The sequence below is a fragment of the Phyllobacterium sp. 01N428 genome (genome assembly GCF_056399405.1).
The window spans coordinates 190,208-206,593 of the sequence record NZ_JBFTRH010000005.1; the positions used below are offsets into that span (position 1 = coordinate 190,208).

Sequence of the window (16,386 nt, forward strand, 5' to 3'; positions counted from 1 at the left end):
ATCAATCCTTGAGGTTTTCGGGATTGAGCGGCGTTTTGAGCCAGGCTTCCGAGCTCTTGTTGAGGCTGCCGTCCGAGAGCATCTTGGCGACCGTATCATTGATCGTCTGCTTCAGGCGATCTTCCTTCTTGTTGAGCGCGATGTGCGAGGGAGAGGTCAAAAGCTGGAACTTTTGCTCAGGTGCCAGTGCTTCCTGGCGGGCGAGAACCTGCGCGCCCACATCGTTGCCGACAACCATGAGTTCGGTCTGGCCCGAGATGAAGGCCTGGATGACGGCATTGTAATTGTCGAAGCGCTTAATGTCGGCCGACGCAGGAGCCGCTTCGGTCAGCGACGTATCTTCGAGCGTGCCGCGGTTGACGGCAATGGTCTTGCCGGCAAGTCCATCCTTGTCTTTCACCTCGACCGCCTTCGGACCGATGACGGCGATGTAGTAGGGAGCATAGGCGGCGGCAAAATCAATGACCTGTTCGCGCTCCTTGCTGTAGCCGACGCTCATCAACAGATCGACACGGTGTTCGGTGAGATAGGGAATGCGGTTCTGTCCAGTCACCGCGACCGCATTGAGCTTCACTTTGAGCGCGTCCGCAATCGCCTGCGCCACGTCCATGTCATAGCCCTTGAGCGACATGTCCGCGCTCGCCGACGAAAAGGGCGGGAAGTCGGCGAAGACGCCGATGTTGACGACGCCCGCCTTGGTGATGTCGTCGACTGCATCGGCCTTGGCCGCTTGTGTGGCAAGGCCGAAACCGGCACTGCCGATGAGCAGCAGCGCCGCAAATGATGATCGCAGCTTGGTATGAATTGTCATCGTATTCCCCTTCATTGTTGTTGTTGTGTGTTGGTCTTGCAAATTGCCGACGCGCCAGTCGGCGCATCGTTCTCGAACTTGTCGTCGTCAGCGCTTTCCCTGGACGAACGGGCTGAACACCATGAGCGACAGGATCTCGAAGAGTACCTGTGCGCCGGCATGCGCGGTGTTGGTTGTCGCATCGTATTGGGGAGCCACCTCGACGACATCGCCGCCGACAAGGTTAAGCCCTTTTAGCCCGCGCAGGAGTTCGAGTACTTCGCGGGTCGTCAGGCCGCCGACTTCCGGTGTTCCGGTGCCCGGCGCGTAACTTGGATCGAGGCTGTCCACATCGAAGGACAGGTAGGTCGGTCCATCGCCGACGATGGCCTTTGCCTTTTCGATAATCGCCTGGATGCCGAGACCGCTTACCTCCTCGGCATGAATGACGGTCATGCCGGATTCGTACGAAAACTCCCACAGATATTCGGCCGAACCGCGAATGCCGATCTGGATGGTTCGGCTCGGATCGAGCACGCCATCGAGAACCGCGTTGCGGAAGGGGCCGCCGTGATGGAACTTGGTCTGGTCGAAAGCGCCACCCGTATCGCAATGGGCATCGATGTGGATCATTCCAACCGGGCGGTCCTTGCCGACTGCCTTAAGGATCGGATGGGTAATCGAATGGTCGCCGCCGATGGAAAGCGGAACCACGCCGGCATCAACAATCTGGTTGATCCGCCGCTCGATATCGACATGGCTCTGTTCGAGGCGGTAGCGGCTGGCAAATGGCACGTCGCCGATATCGGCCACGCGCAGATCAAAGACCGGCGAGCATTCGAGAACATGATTATAAGGACCGATACGCTCGATTGTTCGCAAAGCGCGGGGACCAAAGCGCGATCCGGTGCGGTTGGTAACACCGAGATCCATCGGTACGCCTACCATGGCCACCTGCAAATTGCCGAAATCGGGATTTGCTGCGTCGACCGGCATGTGCGGCGCGGTCAGAAAGGTCGGAACGCCCGCATAGGGTGCGAGACGCGTACCGCTCTTGGAGAAAATCTTGTCCGCGACTTTGCGGAATTTTGCGTCGAACAGCTCGCCGCCGTGGCTTTCACCATATTTGGCGCGCAGTTCGTCCAGTTTGTTCTTGTCCCATGATGCCATGATCGTGTCCCATAGTCTTCATGCTCGGGGCGATCGGCGCGGATTCGCTTTGTCGATTTTTAGGATATCCGCTGGTCTGTGTTCCCCGGGCATTTTGCCTCTTTCAATGCATTATCGATCCAAACCCGATGGAAAAGCAATTGACATTGTTATAGCATGGCCTGTGAAAATATCTCACATGACTTTCCCGCGGTTGAGCGCTAATGGAGTTCTATGACGCCTGGTCGCCTGCCCCCGCTCAACCCACTGCGCGCCTTCGAGGCGGCGGCGCGGCATGGGTCCGTTACGGCGGCAGCGCGGGAGTTGAACGTTACCCACGGCGCGATCAGTCACCAGATCAAAGCATTGGAGACAATGCTCGACGTCCAGTTGTTTGAGCGCGGTGCGCAGCGGCTGAAATTGACCTCGCAAGGCGCACTGCTTTTGCCGACGGTCTCGAAGGCTTTCGAAGATATTGCCGCGACGACGGCGCTGATCAAGCGGCCGACCACAAGCGGCGAACTGACAGTGACCTGCGTTCCCGCATTGCTCTCGCTGTGGTTGATACCGCGTATGAACCAGTTCACGGAGCAGTATCCAGACATAAGACTGACGCTGATCGCGTCGAACGATTCCGATCATCTGTTTTCGTCGGACGTAGATGTCTGCGTGCTCTACGGTCACGGGAACTGGACCGACTGCTGGTCCCGCCTGTGGACCACGCTAAAACTTTTTCCTGTAGCGAGCCCGACGCTCCTCAATATGCGCCCGCTCCGATCCGTGCGTGATCTGCGCAATCATGTTCTCCTGCATGGCGATGACGGGCGCGAGTGGAATACCTGGCTTGCTGCTGCCGACGCCACCGAGCATGCGCGGGGCGCGCAGCATTTCATGAGCGATGCGCGCCTGTCGACCGAGGCCGCGGTCTACGGGCAGGGGGTGGCGCTCGGCGATACGATCACCGCAAGCACGCTCATTGCCAAGGGCGAACTCATCGTGCCTTTCGACCTCACAGTTCCGGCCAACAACGCTTTTTATGTCGCCTGTCGCAACGAGGTTCGCAACGCCCCGATCGTCAAGGTGCTTATCGATTGGCTCTTCGCTTCGCTGGAGGCGGATACCATCACCGAACCGCAAACATCAGCCCGCCGGATTATCCGCCGCCGCAGTGGCAAGGTGAGCGCGCCGGAGCGACTGGTCGAATTACCCATTCCGGCAACGCGCCCGCGACGCCCCGAGCGCTCGCAGAAGCGCCGGGCCAAACTTGATACACGATAGGAACGACCATGCCAGTTGCCCCACTCAACCTGCTCATAACGCGTCTCTCGCCCCCGCCAATTCCAGCCGTGCAGTCCTGGGGCAAGTCCTATGACGGCGCCCTTGGGCCGCTGATCGATCTCTCGCAGGCGGTTCCCGGCTATCCGCCGCACCCTGCCATGCTGCAATGGCTCGGCGAGGCAGCCGCATCCCTTGCTTACACCAATTACGGCGCGATCGAAGGCGAGCCTGCGCTCCGTGACGCTTACGCCGCGCATGTGGCAGAGCTTTATAGCGCCAGAATTGGGGCCGAGAATATTCATATCACCTCCGGCTGCAATCAGGCTTTCATGTGCGCTGCCATGGCCGTGGCTGCGGCAGGCGACACCATTCTGGTGAGCAACCCCTATTACTTCAATCACGAGACGACGCTGGCGATGCTCGGCATCAAAACCGAACTTGTCGCGTGCCATGCGAGCGAAGGCTTCGTGCCGACGGTCGAAGCCCTCATCGACGCAATCGTACCCGGCGTCCGCGCACTCGCGCTGGTGACCCCAAATAACCCGACCGGCGCGATCTATCCGCCAGACCGGCTGAAAGCCCTCTTCGACGCGTGCAAGCGCAACGGCATCTGGCTCATCCTCGACGAAACCTACCGCGACTTTCTTCCGGAGCACTATGGCGCACCGCATGGGCTCCTTCGCGAAGAGCATTGGCCGGACCACCTGATCCAGCTCTACAGTTTTTCAAAATCGTTCTGCATCCCTGGCCACCGCCTTGGCGCCGTTACGGCAAGCCCGCGCGTCGTCGAGGAAATCGCCAAGATCATGGACAATCTGCAAATCTGCGCGCCGCGGGCGGCGCAGGGTGCGGTCGCACAGGCGTTGCCGGCACTTGCGGAATGGCGGGCCGGCAATCGCCACGAAATCGAACTGCGCTCGCAGGCCTTGCGCGATGTCATGGCCGGGCTCGACGAGTGGAAGCTTGAGGCGATCGGCGCCTACTTCGCCTTCGTGCGCCATCCATTCCAAGGCAGATCATCAACCGAAGTCGCCGAGCACCTCGCAAAGCGGGCCGGCATCCTTGCTATTCCAGGACAGTATTTCGGCGAAGGGCAGGATCAATTCCTGCGCTTCGCCTTTGCCAATGCCAATGCGGCGACGATCGGCCAGTTGCACGGCAGAATGCATGGCTTCAGCATCTGACGCACCTGCAAACCGTCGCTGATGCCTAGTAACCCTTAGCCGCTCCGGAAGCAGCGCGGCTATCCATGGCGCCGTTGTACCGCGCTCCGCCGCCTTCTTCGATTTGCGAAAGGCTGGCGCCGCCGACGAGGATACCGGCGGCCTCGCCCCAGATGGTCCAGTCCTTGTCGATATTGACATCGTGACCCATCTCCACCAGCAACTTGCGCGTATCCGACGAGAGGGCATAAGGCTCCATGTAGACGCGATCCGGCAGCCATTGGTGGTGGATGCGCGGCGCGTCGATCGCCTCCTGAATATTCATGCCGTGGTCGATGACGTTGACAATTGCCTCAAGCGTGATCGTGATGATGCGGGCGCCCCCTGGACTGCCGATTACCATGAATGGCTTGCCGTCCTTCGACACGATGGTCGGGCTCATCGAGGAAAGCGGGGTCTTCTTCGGTTCTATTGCATTGGCTTCGCCTTGTACGAGCCCGTAAAGGTTGGGCGAACCCGGCTTCGAGGTAAAATCATCCATTTCGTTGTTGAGCAGAACACCCGTACCCGGCGCCATCACCCCGGCACCGAACGAGCCGTTGAGCGTATAGGTGACGGCAACGGCATTGCCTTCGTCATCGACGATGGAGTAGTGCGTGGTTTCCTTGCTTTCGCCGAAGCCTTTCGGCATTAACTTCTGCGAAACACCGGCCTTGAAAGGGCTGATCTTGTCGCGGATTTCCTTGGCATATTTCTTGTCCAGCAGTTTGCTGACAGGGTTGTCGACAAAGTCGGGATCGCCAAGTGTCGTATTGCGGTCGACATAGGCAAAGCGCATGGCCTCGACCATAGTATGCACGGTTTCTGCCGAACCATAGCCGAGATAGCCGAGCGGATATCCTTCGAGAATATTGAGTATCTCGCAGATGATTACCCCGCCCGAGCTTGGCGGAGGCGAGGATACGATGTCATAGCCGCGATAGTTGCATTTGACCGGCTCGAGTTCGCGCACGCTGTACTGCTCGAAATCGGCTTTCGCCAGAACACCGCCACCCGCCTCGCTCGCTTTGACGATGGCATCGGCGGTTGCTCCCTTGTAGAACGCGTCAGGACCTTTCTCGGAAATGGCCGAGAGCGTAGCAGCGAGATCAGATTGGACCAGTGTTTCGCCGATGGAATAGGTCTTTCCGTCGGGCTTCAGGAAGACGGCGGCGGCCGTCTTGTCCTTGGCTAGGGTCTCGGCACCGTCCTGCAGCGACGCGACGTCGCCCTGATCGAGTTCGAAGCCGTCACGGGCAAAGCGGATCGCAGGCCCGATCAGCTCTTCGCGCGGCTTGGTGCCGTATTTGGCACGCGCCGTTTCGAAGCCCATCACCGAGCCCGGCACACCGATGGCGAGATAGCCATCGGTGCTTGCGCCTTTCACAATATTCCCCTTGTCATCGAGATACATCGTGCGCTTCGCTGCGAGTGGTGCGCGTTCGCGAAAATCGAGGAATGCCGTCTTGCCATCCTTCATCCGGATAGTCATGAAGCCACCACCGCCAATATTGCCTGCGGTCGGATAGACCACCGCCAGAGCATAGCCGACCGCGACCGCCGCATCGACGGCATTGCCGCCGTTCTTCAGCACCTCCACTCCAACGTCGGAGGCCAGATGTTGTGCGGTTACGACCATGCCGTGCTCGGCCTTCACGGGCTCGGGTGAAGCCGCCGAGGCGCCTGTCGTCCCCGCAGCTGCCAGCACCACGCTGAGCGTGAGAGCGCTCGCCATCGTTAAGCGATAGTCCATGATCATTCCTCCCAAAGATCGTGACAAGAGGAGAGATAATGGAGGCAGCTCGAGCGGCGTGTCCAGCAAAAGTATAGTACTTCCTGCTTATGCGTCCTGATCAAGTTCGGGATAGTGGCGAAATATGCCGGATTCATTAAAATCGAGGCGACGGTCCGATTCAAGATATCGGCTGATGTTGGGGCGCTTCTGCACCATGTCGTGCACGGCGGCAACGGCAGGGTAGTCTTTGGCAAGCTTTCGCGTCGCGCGCGGGAAAGCGTAAAGCAGGCCCTCGAAAACCTGGAACAGCGAAAGGTCGACATAAGTGAGACTGCCGCCCACCGCGTGCCCGCTTCCGGCTGGATTCTGCTTCAGCACGCGTTCGAAATAGCCGAGGAACTTGGGTATCCGATGCTCGATGAAATCAGCGGAGCGATGCTTGGCCGCGTCCTTCTGGTCCTCGTAATACGCGTTGGTCGAGAGCGGATGGTGCGTGTCATGCACCTCGGCGACGAAATCTGTGATGGTAAGTTGCAGCCCGTTTGCCACAAAGCGCAACGATTCATCTTGCGGCGCAAGACCGAGCTTTGGCCCGAGATAGAGAAGGATGTTGGCAACGTGCGAGACAATCAAGTCACCGTCTTTTAGGAATGGCGGCGCGAAAGGGATATGCGGCTCGGTCCTGCTTTTGAGAAATCGCATCATGGCCGCCATGCCATCAGACTGGCGCGCCACATCGATGTAATCAGCACCGGCTTCCTCGAGAGCGAGACGAATGAACTCGCCGCGTCCCTGCAGACCATCCCAATAATAAAGCTCATACGCCATGATCACCTCCCGCCTCCGCTATCGTACCGAGTCGCAAGCCAAGCATGCGATTATGGCAGCAATTCCTTTGAGCCTTGCGAGAATGCAATTGACTTCACCGATCGGCGAGCAAAAGCTTTTACCGCCAGCATTGTCGTGAAACGGTCAAGCAGCGGCCCTATCATCGCAAGTACCCTACAACCGCGAGAACTGAAAATGAGCCTCCCCATAATTTCATCCGTCGGCTTCTGCACTTATACGAGCGAGGGGGGCGATTTCAGCACGCTTGAAGGGTCGATCCGTACAATCGCCGACCTCGGCGCCACCGCTGCCGAGCTCTCGCTTTACGGTGAGGAGATTATCGCCGGCGGCCGTATTATCCCGAGCCGCGCCGAGCGCCTGGTGCAAATTACCAAGCAGTTCGATCTGCATTACAGCGTCCACGGCCAGATCGTATCCAACTTCATGGACAGGGAGCACCTCGCGGAGCAGAAAGCCGTCGTCCGCGCCATGCTTGAACTTTGCAACCGTATCGAGGCGGGCGTGCTGGTTCAACATTCCGGCCAGGCGAAGATGCAAGCGGCCCCTCGCAACCGTGCGCTCGATGCGATGGAGCGCGACGCGCTCGCCGAGATGGCGGAAGTGGCCGGCCACTATGGCGTGCGCATCGCGCTCGAAAACATCTTCGCTCTGAGCGACAACGAATATCGCCAGACGCCTTTGCAAGTTGGGGAAACGGTCAGGTCCGTTGACAGCCCGCATGTCTGTGCGCTTATCGATTTCAGCCACGCCTATATCGAATGCACGCGCCTCGGCCTCGACTGGCGCGCGGAGATCAAGGCCATGGCGCCCGTCACCGGCCACCTGCACGTGCATGACAGCTTTGGCCGCCCCTACACCATGACGAAGTTTTATCACCCGGCGGAGGCGACAGCACTAGGGATCGGCGATCTGCATCTGCCCGTCGGCTGGGGCGACATTCCGTGGGAGGAGATCTTTGCAGAACTGACCTTCCTGCCGGATACTATGCTCATCCTCGAAATCACTGAAGACAGGTTCAAGGCTGAACAGGCGGAGAGCCTCGCGCTCGCCAACAAGCTTGCCGCCCTCGTTAACGATCGGCGGCTAGCAGCCTGATGCCTCAACGTATGGTGAAGGGCTCGAATGCGGCATAGGCCGCGTCAGGCACCTTGACCGACAGGAGCTCGATATTTCGCGTGAGGCTTGAGGGTTTCGCCGTCCCGATGAGGACGTTGGCGACAACGGGTTCGCGCAATGGAAATTGAATGGCCGCGGCAGCGAGCGGAATCGCGTTGGCTTCCGCAATATCCTGCATGGCGCGAACCCGCGTCAGCACGTCGTCGGATGCCGGGCCATAATCGAAATTCGCGCCCGGAACCGGACCGGTCGCCAATATGCCAGAGTTGAACACACCGCCGATGACCAACGAAATGTTCTGCTTGCGGCAGGCATCCAGAAGACCGCCTTCCGCCGAGCGGTCGAGTAACGAATAGCGCCCAGCAAGCAAAATGCAGTCGATTGGACTGCGGGCGATCACGTCAAGACAGACATCGACCTCGTTGACGCCGAGGCCGTAAGCGGAAATGGCTCCCGACGCCTTGAGTTCTTCCAGCGCCCGCATGCCGCTATCGAGAAGCTGGCGCAAGTAGACGGCATTCTTCTCGGCGCCATGCGTATACGCGCCAATATCGTGAACGTAGAGAATGTCTATTCTGTTCAACCCGAGACGGGCATAGCTGAACTCGAACGAGCGCATGATCCCGTCATAGCTGTAGTCGTAATCGACCGTGAAGGGCAGGGGATTCACATAGGAATAATCCGGCACCTGATCCTCTGGAACCGGACGAAGCAGGCGCCCAACCTTGGTCGAGAGCACGTAATCTTCGCGCGGCTTGTCACGCAGGAAATCGCCGGTCCGCCGCTCGGACAGGCCGAAACCATAGAATGGCGCGGTATCGAAATAACGCAGGCCCGCATCCCAGGCAGCCTGCAACGTTTCCATGGCAGCTTCACGGGTGCACTCGCGGTAGAGACCGCCGATCGCCGCGCCGCCAAATCCGAACGCGGTGACGGCGAGCGATGTATTGCCAATTTTGCGGATATCCAAGACGGCCTCCCGAACCATTGATTATCGTTACGCTATTTCTTGCGCAGGGCGTCGGCAAGCGCCGCACCGAATGCGCCCTGCGGCGGCGCGGACTGCGGCTTTGGCGAAGGCGCGTTTGAGCGGGGTTTATACGATGGCGTGTCGCTGGGTCTTGGCCCGCGCGGCGCCGGCGCACCGCCATCCTTGCGCATCGTCAGTCCGATACGGCTGCGCTTGACGTCAACATCGACCACCCGGACCTTGACGACATCACCGGCCTTGACCACCTCGTGCGCGTCCTTGACGAAACGGTCTGCGAGCTGCGACAGGTGGACAAGGCCGTCCTGGTGCACGCCTATATCGACGAAGGCGCCGAAGGCCGCGACATTGGTAACCGTCCCTTCGAGCAACATGCCGGGCTTCAGGTCCTTGATGTCATCGATGCCGTCGGCAAAGGATGCCGTCTTGAACTCCGGCCGCGGGTCGCGCCCCGGCTTTTCCAGTTCGGCAATGATATCGCGCACGGTCGGCAGACCAAAGCGGTCGTCGACGAAAACGCGCGGATCGAGGGCCCGCAACGCAGCGCCGTCAGTCATCAAGGCGCGCACATCACGGCCGCAGGCGCTGACGATTTTCTTGGCGACACCATAGGCTTCCGGATGCACGGCCGAGGCATCGAGCGGTTCGGTGCCATCCGGGATGCGCAGGAACCCGGCGCATTGCTCGAAGGCGCGCGGCCCGAGGCGAGCCACTTTCAGAAGGTCACGCCGCGTCCTGAACGGTCCGACCTCGTTGCGATAGGCAATAATCGCTTCGGCAAGCGCGTTGCCGAGTCCGGAAATGCGAGCGAGCAACGACGCCGATGCCGTGTTTAGGTCGACGCCGACTGCATTGACCGCGTCTTCGACGACACCCTCGAGCGAACGCGCAAGACGATACTGGTCGACATCGTGCTGATACTGACCGACACCGATCGATTTCGGTTCGATCTTGACGAGTTCGGCCAGCGGATCCTGCAGGCGGCGAGCAATCGACACCGCGCCGCGCAGCGAAACATCGAGGTCGGGGAATTCGGCCGCGGCGGTCGCCGAGGCGGAATAGACGGAGGCGCCCGCCTCGCTGACGATGACCTTCATGGGCTTCGGCGACGGCATCGCTGCGAGCATGTCGGCCACGAGCCGCTCCGTTTCGCGGCTTCCTGTTCCGTTGCCGATGGCAACGAGTTCCACCTTGTGGCTGACGATCAATCGCGCAAGCTCGGCCTGGGTGCCGCGCACGTCGTTGCGTGGCGGGAAAGGATAGACAGTCGTCGTCTCGAGAAGTTTCCCGGTGCCGTCGACAACCGCCACTTTCACGCCGGTGCGGATGCCTGGGTCGAGCCCCATTGTCGAACGCGATCCGGCAGGGGCCGCCAGCAGCAGATCCTTCAGGTTACGCGCAAATACGCGGATAGCCTCCTCTTCGGCCCGTTCGCGCATTGTCGTCATGAGGTCGATCGAGAGGTTGAGCGAGAAGCGGATTCTCCATGCCCACCGCACCACGTCCATCAGCCAGATATCGGCAGCGCCACCCTTGTCGGAGATCGCATAGGCATTTGCGATCATCCGTTCAACCGGCTTCACCGGAGCCGTATCCTCGGCGTCCACTTCGATCTCTAGCGACAGAACCTCTTCATTGCGGCCACGCAGCATGGCGAGCGCCCGGTGGCTAGGGACGGCCGACCAGCGCTCGAAGTGATTGAAATAGTCCGCGAATTTCGCGCCCGTGTCGGCTTTGCCGTCGACTACCTTGGCGCGCAATACCGCACGGTCCTGCATGTAGTTGCGCAGGCGGCCGACCAGATCGGCATTTTCTGAAAAAGTCTCGACCAATATGTCGCGCGCTCCCTCGAGCGCTGCCTTCACATCCGGCACATCATCATTGATAAAGTTCGTTGCAAGTTGCTGCGGAACCGAGGCTCGATCGGAGAGGATCGCTTCCGCCAAGGGCCCGAGGCCACGCTCGCGAGCGATCTCGGCCCGTGTGCGCCGTTTTGGTTTGTAAGGCAGATAGATGTCCTCAAGTTCTGCCTTCGTCGCGGCTGCCGCGATCTTGCCTTCGAGTTCATCGTTGAGCTTGCCCTGGCTTCGGATCGACTCGATGATCGTATCGCGGCGAGCATCAAGTTCGCGCAGGTAGAGCAGGCGCTCGTCGAGCGTACGCAATTGCGTGTCGTCGAGCCCGCCCGTTACCTCCTTGCGATAGCGCGCAATGAAGGGAACCGTAGCGCCGCCATCAAGCAACTCGATCGCCGCATTTGCCTGTTCTTGCCTCGCATTGATCTCGGCTGCGATAAGACGGGCAATACGGGCGGTGTTGGCACTATTTGCGGTCACGGGGCATTTCCATCACTTATGATCGGGCGGCGACAATAGGACTGCCCGATCATGACCGCAATGCGCGAGACGCTTCGCGTCAGGGCTTTTTCAACAGCGATTTCGCGTCCTTTATGCCGAGTGCCTCCGGCCGCGAGCAGCTCGTCCTGATGTCGATGAACTTCTTTTCTTCGCCGGAGCGAAGGATCGACACCATCACATCCACCCCGTGGAGCGCGCGTTCGAGCGAACACCGGATGTCGCGGCCCTCGATGATCGCCGCTGCCATGTCAGCCAGGCCCGCGGTCCGGTAATTGGCCATCATGCCGGCCGCGTGCTTCTGGTTGGCGATGCCGAAAGGATGCGACCATGCCTTCACCGGTTTGACCTTCTTGCCCGGCTTCGCCAGCTTGACCTCGCCGCCAAAGAAATTCGGATCGGGAAGGAAGATCGACCCATCAGTGCCGTAGAGCTCCATGTTAGGGTGATGGTGCGCCCAGACGTCCCAGCTTGCAGACAAGGTGACGGTTGCACCGCTCGCGAATTCCAGCAGAGCCTGGATAGTCGTCGGTGTCGTCACGTCGATGACTTCACCCTTGCGGGGAAGGCTCGAAATCGTCCGTGTTGTTGAAGCCATCGAGGTGAGCGCTGCGACGCGCCTGACCGGTCCAATCAGGTTGACGAGATTGGCGATGTAATAGGGACCGAGATCGAGGATGGGACCACCGCCGGGTCGGAAGAAGAAATCAGGATTTGGATGCCAATGTTCCATGCCATGGCTGAGGACATGAGCCGTGCCTGAGGTAATAGTTCCAACCTCGCCATCATCGACCAGTTTGCGGGCCAGCTGGTGCGCTCCGCCGAGAAACGTATCGGGCGCGCAACCCGCCTTGAGCTTTTTCTTCTCCGCAAGCTTTTGAAGCTCAAGTCCGTCTTTCAGCGACAACGTCAGGGGCTTTTCCGAATAAAGGTGTTTGCCCGCGCTCAGGATTTGTTTGGATACGTCAAAATGCGCATCGGGAACCGTGAGATTGACAACGATGTCGACGTCGTCGCTGGCAAGCAGCGCGTCCATCGAAAGGGCCTCAATGCCGTGTTCGCCGGCGCGATGCTGCGCGGCTGCCGCATTGATATCGGCGACAGCCTGGACTTTGATGCCTTTGAAAAGCGGTGCGAGATTGAGATAGGTCGATGAAATATTGCCGGCGCCAATAATCCCGATACCAAGTGACCTGGCCATGATGCTGCTTTCCTCAGTACGACTTGACGGTGGCAATGGAACGGCGGGCAAACCTTTCGTCATCCGACGGATTGTCGTGCTCCATGATGAAATATTGCGCGGGCGTCTCGCGCAGGGTTCCCATCAATCCTTTCCAGTCGACAGTGCCGTGGCCGACATCGGCCCAGCCGTCCTCGTTCGCATTTTCGCCCGGCCCCGCAATATCCTTGACGTGAACCGCGACAATTCGATCGCCGTGATCCTTGATCCACTGAACGGGATCAGCGCTGGCACGGATAATCCAGGCAATGTCGGCTTCCCATGCGATACTTGGCGCCGCCGCGAAGATGGCATCTTGGGGCAGGGTGCCGTCGGCGAGCGCCTTGAATTCAAAATCGTGGTTGTGCCAGCCGAAAACGTAGCCCGCCTTGCTGTAGGTTGCGTGGGCGCGTTCGAGCCGTTCGCCAAAAGCAAGCCAGCCTTCCCGGTCCGCGGGCCGCAGATCCGGCGCAAGGTGCGGGCAAAAAATCGCCTTCATGCCAAGCGTACCGGCAATGTCGAGCACCGTCTGCGGCTCGTTCTCCAGAAGGTCGATACTGAAGTGACCCGTTGGCATGGCAAGTCCGTTGGCGTCGAGAGCCGCTCGCGTTGCTTTCGGATCGGCATAGACGGCGCCGAAGCCTTCGACCTGCGCATAGCCATGGCGTTTAAGCATGGAAAAGGTCTTTTCAAGGGGCGGGAAGTTGCGCGAGCTATAGAGCTGATAGGAAAAATCGGTCACTGCGGTTCTCCAGGATTCATGCGGGGACTAGATGCGGATTTCGCTTTCGGCGTCGAAGACGGAAGCGAGGTTGGGATTGAAGGTCAGGAATACCTTCTCTCCGGGTTGATAGCGGCGGCCCGAATCGACGCGGACCGAAATCGGCTTACCCGCGACCTTTAGCCAGACGAGACTATCGGCGCCCATCGGCTCGTCGAGATCGACGGTCGCGGGAGATGACCGCCCGGCCGGACCGGGTGCGTCGCCTATGGCGATATGCTCAGGCCGGAAGCCGAAGATGGCGGCGCGGCCAAAGGGCAGGGGCTGTTGCGCGGCGTAGGAAGCGAGGGAGATGTCAAGACCATTGGCCTTGAAAACGGGAACAGCACTGTCGCCGCCGATCTCGCCTTTCAGGAAATTCATGGCTGGCGAGCCAATAAAGCTCGCGACGAACAGGTTGCGCGGACGGTTATAGATCGTCAGCGGGTCATCGAGCTGCTGTATCAGCCCGCCCTTCATCACTGCGATCCGGTCTGCCAGCGTCAGCGCCTCGATCTGGTCGTGCGTGACATAGATCATTGTATTGGCGAGCTTCTGGTGCAGCCGCTTGATCTCGACGCGCAGTTCCGAGCGCAGCTTGGCGTCGAGATTGGACAAGGGCTCGTCGAAGAGGAACACATCGACGTCGCGCACCAGGGCTCTTCCGATGGCGACCCGCTGGCGCTGCCCGCCGGAAAGTTCAGCTGGCTTGCGATGCAGCAATGGCCCGATCTGCAGGATCTCGGCGGCGGCGGCAATGCGCTTAGCTATTTCCGCCTTCGGAAGTCCCGCGACCCTCAGCCCGAACGAGAGATTCTTTTCGACCGTCATCTGCGGATAGAGCGCATAGGACTGGAACACCATCCCTATGCCACGATCCTTTGGCTCTTCCCAGGTTACGTTCTTGCCCTTGATGAAAATCTGCCCCTCGGAAATATCGAGAAGACCAGCAATGCAATTCAGTAGCGTTGACTTGCCGCACCCGGAAGGTCCAAGCAGGACCAGGAACTCGCCATCGGCCACATCGATATTGAGGTCCTTCAGGACCCCGACCGAACCGAAATTGAGCGAGAGATCTTTGATCGAGACGCTGTGCAACTGGGTCATCCTTTGACGGCGCCAGCGGCAATGCCCCTGACGAAATACTTGCCTGAGAAGAAATAGACGAGGAGGGGGACGGCGCCGGTCAGAATGGTGGCCGCCATGTTGACGTTGTATTCCTTCACGCCCTGCGTCGAGTTGACGATGTTATTGAGCTGCACCGTCATCGGAAAATTCTTGGTCCCGGCGAAGATCACGCCGAAAAGGAAGTCGTTCCAGATGCCGGTTACCTGCAGGATCACGGCAACAACGAAGATCGGCAGCGACATGGGCAGCATGATCTGCAGAAATATCCGCCAGAAGCCGGCACCGTCGACACGCGCGGCCTTGAAGAGTTCAGGAGGCAGGGAAACGAAATAGTTGCGAAAGAGCAGCGTCAGGATCGGCATGCCGAATATCGTATGGATGACGATGACACCGGTGAGCGTGCCGAATATCCCAAGTTCGCGGGTGATGATGACCAGCGGATAGAGCATCACCTGATAGGGGATGAATGCGCCGAAGATCAACGCGGTGAAGAACAGCTCCGAGCCCTTGAAGCGCCAGTTCGACAATGCATAACCGTTCACCGAGGCGATAATGATCGAGAAGATCACGCTCGGTACCAGGATCTTCATCGAATTGAAGAAGCCAACCTTGATGCCCTCGCAGTAGAGCCCGGTGCAGGCGCTGTTCCACGCTGTCGCCCATGGCTGGAATGTCACTTCGACCGGCGGCGAGAAGATGTTGCCGAGGCGGATCTCCGGCATGCCCTTCAGCGAAGTCATGACCATGACGTAGAGCGGAATGAGGTAATAGACCGCTGCGACGATGAGGATCCCGTAGATCATGATCGAGGTGGGCGACACGATGCGACGAGGACGCCGTCCGCGCGGCTCTGCAGGATTGACGAGGCTCATTTGCCCACTCCCAGCGTCCGGTTTCTCGGCCGATACTCATAGAGCGCCCACGGAACGAGGATGATCAGTACCGTCGTCAGCATGATCGTCGAAGCGGCGAGGCCCTGTCCGAGGTTGCCGCGCGAAAACATGAAATCGTAGACGTATTTCGCCGGAACTTCCGAGGCGATGCCCGGACCGCCATTGGTCATGGCGACGACGAGGTCGTAAACTTTCACGATCGTGGCAGCGATGATCACGAGGGTCGTCGCAAAGACCGGGCGCATCATCGGAATGATGATGAAGAGATAGATCCTCCAGGTGGGAATGCCGTCGACACGTGCCGCCTTCCAGATCTCGTCATCAATGTTGCGAAGCCCGGCCAGCATCAGCGCCATGACAAGGCCGGTGCCCTGCCATAGGCTGGCGATGACAATCGCGTAGATCGTAAAGCGCCCGTCGGTCAGGATCGGGAAATTGAACGTCTCGAAGCCGAGGTCGCGCACGACTTTCTGCACGCCGTAGGCGGGCGTCAAGATCCATTGCCAGACAAGGCCGGTGACGATGAACGACAGCGCATGAGGATAAAGGAAGACTGTGCGGAAGGTGTTCTCGAAGCGGATCTTCTGGTCCATCAGCGCGGCGAGAATAAAACCTAAAACCAGCGAAAAGCTGAGCGCGAGGACGCCGAATATGGCGAGGTTTCGCAGCGATACGATCCACCGTGAGGTGGTGAACAGTCGCCTGTACTGATCAATTCCGACGAAATCCAGTGTCGGCAGCGACCGCGATGAGGTGAACGAATAGATCACCGTCCAGAGTGTGCAGCCGATGAACACGACGAGTACCGTTGCGATCATCGGAACGGCGGCAATCTTCGCGTTCAAATTGCGCAAAGGGACAAAGGGGCGGGTCGCGGCCATGAAGTGTCTCCAACCTTGCGATAGGCGCCGGCCTTGCGGCCGGT

At 59.5% G+C, this 16,386-nt stretch carries 14 protein-coding genes; 3 read left to right on the plus strand and 11 right to left on the minus strand.

Annotation, left to right across the window (positions count from 1 at the left end):
- Position 1: 1 nt before the first annotated feature.
- Together AC1DNI_RS14485 and speB are read right to left on the minus strand one after the other, a co-directional pair.
- Complete coding sequence (locus tag AC1DNI_RS14485; RefSeq protein WP_091923580.1) at positions 2–811, minus strand: transporter substrate-binding domain-containing protein; 810 nt, start codon at positions 809–811, stop codon at positions 2–4.
- 87 nt (positions 812–898) lie between these two features.
- Positions 899–1,960 carry an agmatinase gene (gene speB, locus AC1DNI_RS14490; protein ID WP_477692337.1) on the minus strand — a complete coding sequence of 354 codons (1,062 nt, stop codon included), beginning with the start codon at positions 1,958–1,960 and terminating at the stop codon, positions 899–901.
- A gap of 213 nt (positions 1,961–2,173) precedes the next feature.
- On the opposite strand from speB, the gene gcvA reads away from it, so the two are divergent.
- Positions 2,174–3,217, plus strand: a complete 1,044-nt coding sequence (gene gcvA / locus AC1DNI_RS14495; RefSeq protein ID WP_477692338.1) for a transcriptional regulator GcvA — start codon at positions 2,174–2,176, stop codon at positions 3,215–3,217.
- A gap of 8 nt (positions 3,218–3,225) precedes the next feature.
- Positions 3,226–4,401: an aminotransferase gene (locus AC1DNI_RS14500; protein ID WP_477692339.1), complete on the plus strand. Its 1,176-nt coding sequence runs from the start codon at positions 3,226–3,228 to the stop codon at positions 4,399–4,401.
- 25 nt (positions 4,402–4,426) lie between these two features.
- On the opposite strand, the gene ggt is transcribed toward AC1DNI_RS14500, so the two are convergent.
- Both ggt and AC1DNI_RS14510 read right to left on the minus strand, forming a co-directional pair.
- The gene (ggt, locus tag AC1DNI_RS14505) at positions 4,427–6,154 is read right to left on the minus strand and encodes a gamma-glutamyltransferase (RefSeq protein ID WP_477692439.1); all 1,728 of its coding nucleotides are present in this window, start codon (positions 6,152–6,154) and stop codon (positions 4,427–4,429) included.
- Between the two features lie 105 nt (positions 6,155–6,259).
- Positions 6,260–6,982: a glutathione S-transferase gene (locus tag AC1DNI_RS14510; RefSeq protein WP_477692340.1), complete on the minus strand. Its 723-nt coding sequence runs from the start codon at positions 6,980–6,982 to the stop codon at positions 6,260–6,262.
- Between the two features lie 195 nt (positions 6,983–7,177).
- Here AC1DNI_RS14510 and AC1DNI_RS14515 point away from each other — a divergent pair, with 195 nt between their 5' ends.
- Positions 7,178–8,098 (plus strand): sugar phosphate isomerase/epimerase family protein, encoded by a 921-nt coding sequence (locus AC1DNI_RS14515; protein ID WP_477692341.1) that lies wholly within the window; start codon positions 7,178–7,180, stop codon positions 8,096–8,098.
- A gap of 4 nt (positions 8,099–8,102) precedes the next feature.
- Here the strand turns inward: AC1DNI_RS14515 and AC1DNI_RS14520 are convergent, their stop codons facing one another.
- The 7 genes from AC1DNI_RS14520 to AC1DNI_RS14550 all read right to left on the minus strand — a co-directional run bounded on the left by AC1DNI_RS14520 (position 8,103) and on the right by AC1DNI_RS14550 (position 16,342).
- Positions 8,103–9,089, minus strand: coding sequence for an aldo/keto reductase (locus AC1DNI_RS14520; protein ID WP_477692342.1), 987 nt, complete (start codon positions 9,087–9,089; stop codon positions 8,103–8,105).
- A 32-nt stretch (positions 9,090–9,121) separates the two neighbouring features.
- Entirely contained in the window at positions 9,122–11,443 is a 2,322-nt protein-coding gene (locus AC1DNI_RS14525) for a Tex family protein (protein ID WP_477692343.1), read from the minus strand.
- Positions 11,444–11,522: 79 nt separating this feature from the next.
- Positions 11,523–12,662, minus strand: coding sequence for a Gfo/Idh/MocA family protein (locus AC1DNI_RS14530; RefSeq protein ID WP_477692344.1), 1,140 nt, complete (start codon positions 12,660–12,662; stop codon positions 11,523–11,525).
- Between the two features lie 13 nt (positions 12,663–12,675).
- Positions 12,676–13,422: a sugar phosphate isomerase/epimerase family protein gene (locus AC1DNI_RS14535; protein WP_477692345.1), complete on the minus strand. Its 747-nt coding sequence runs from the start codon at positions 13,420–13,422 to the stop codon at positions 12,676–12,678.
- Positions 13,423–13,449: 27 nt separating this feature from the next.
- Positions 13,450–14,547 carry an ABC transporter ATP-binding protein gene (locus AC1DNI_RS14540; protein WP_477692346.1) on the minus strand — a complete coding sequence of 366 codons (1,098 nt, stop codon included), beginning with the start codon at positions 14,545–14,547 and terminating at the stop codon, positions 13,450–13,452.
- Positions 14,544–15,440, minus strand: a complete 897-nt coding sequence (locus AC1DNI_RS14545) for a carbohydrate ABC transporter permease (protein WP_477692347.1) — start codon at positions 15,438–15,440, stop codon at positions 14,544–14,546. The genes AC1DNI_RS14540 and AC1DNI_RS14545 overlap by 4 nt, the downstream gene beginning before the upstream one ends.
- Positions 15,437–16,342: a carbohydrate ABC transporter permease gene (locus AC1DNI_RS14550; protein WP_477692348.1), complete on the minus strand. Its 906-nt coding sequence runs from the start codon at positions 16,340–16,342 to the stop codon at positions 15,437–15,439. The genes AC1DNI_RS14545 and AC1DNI_RS14550 overlap by 4 nt, the downstream gene beginning before the upstream one ends.
- Positions 16,343–16,386 lie beyond the last annotated feature (44 nt).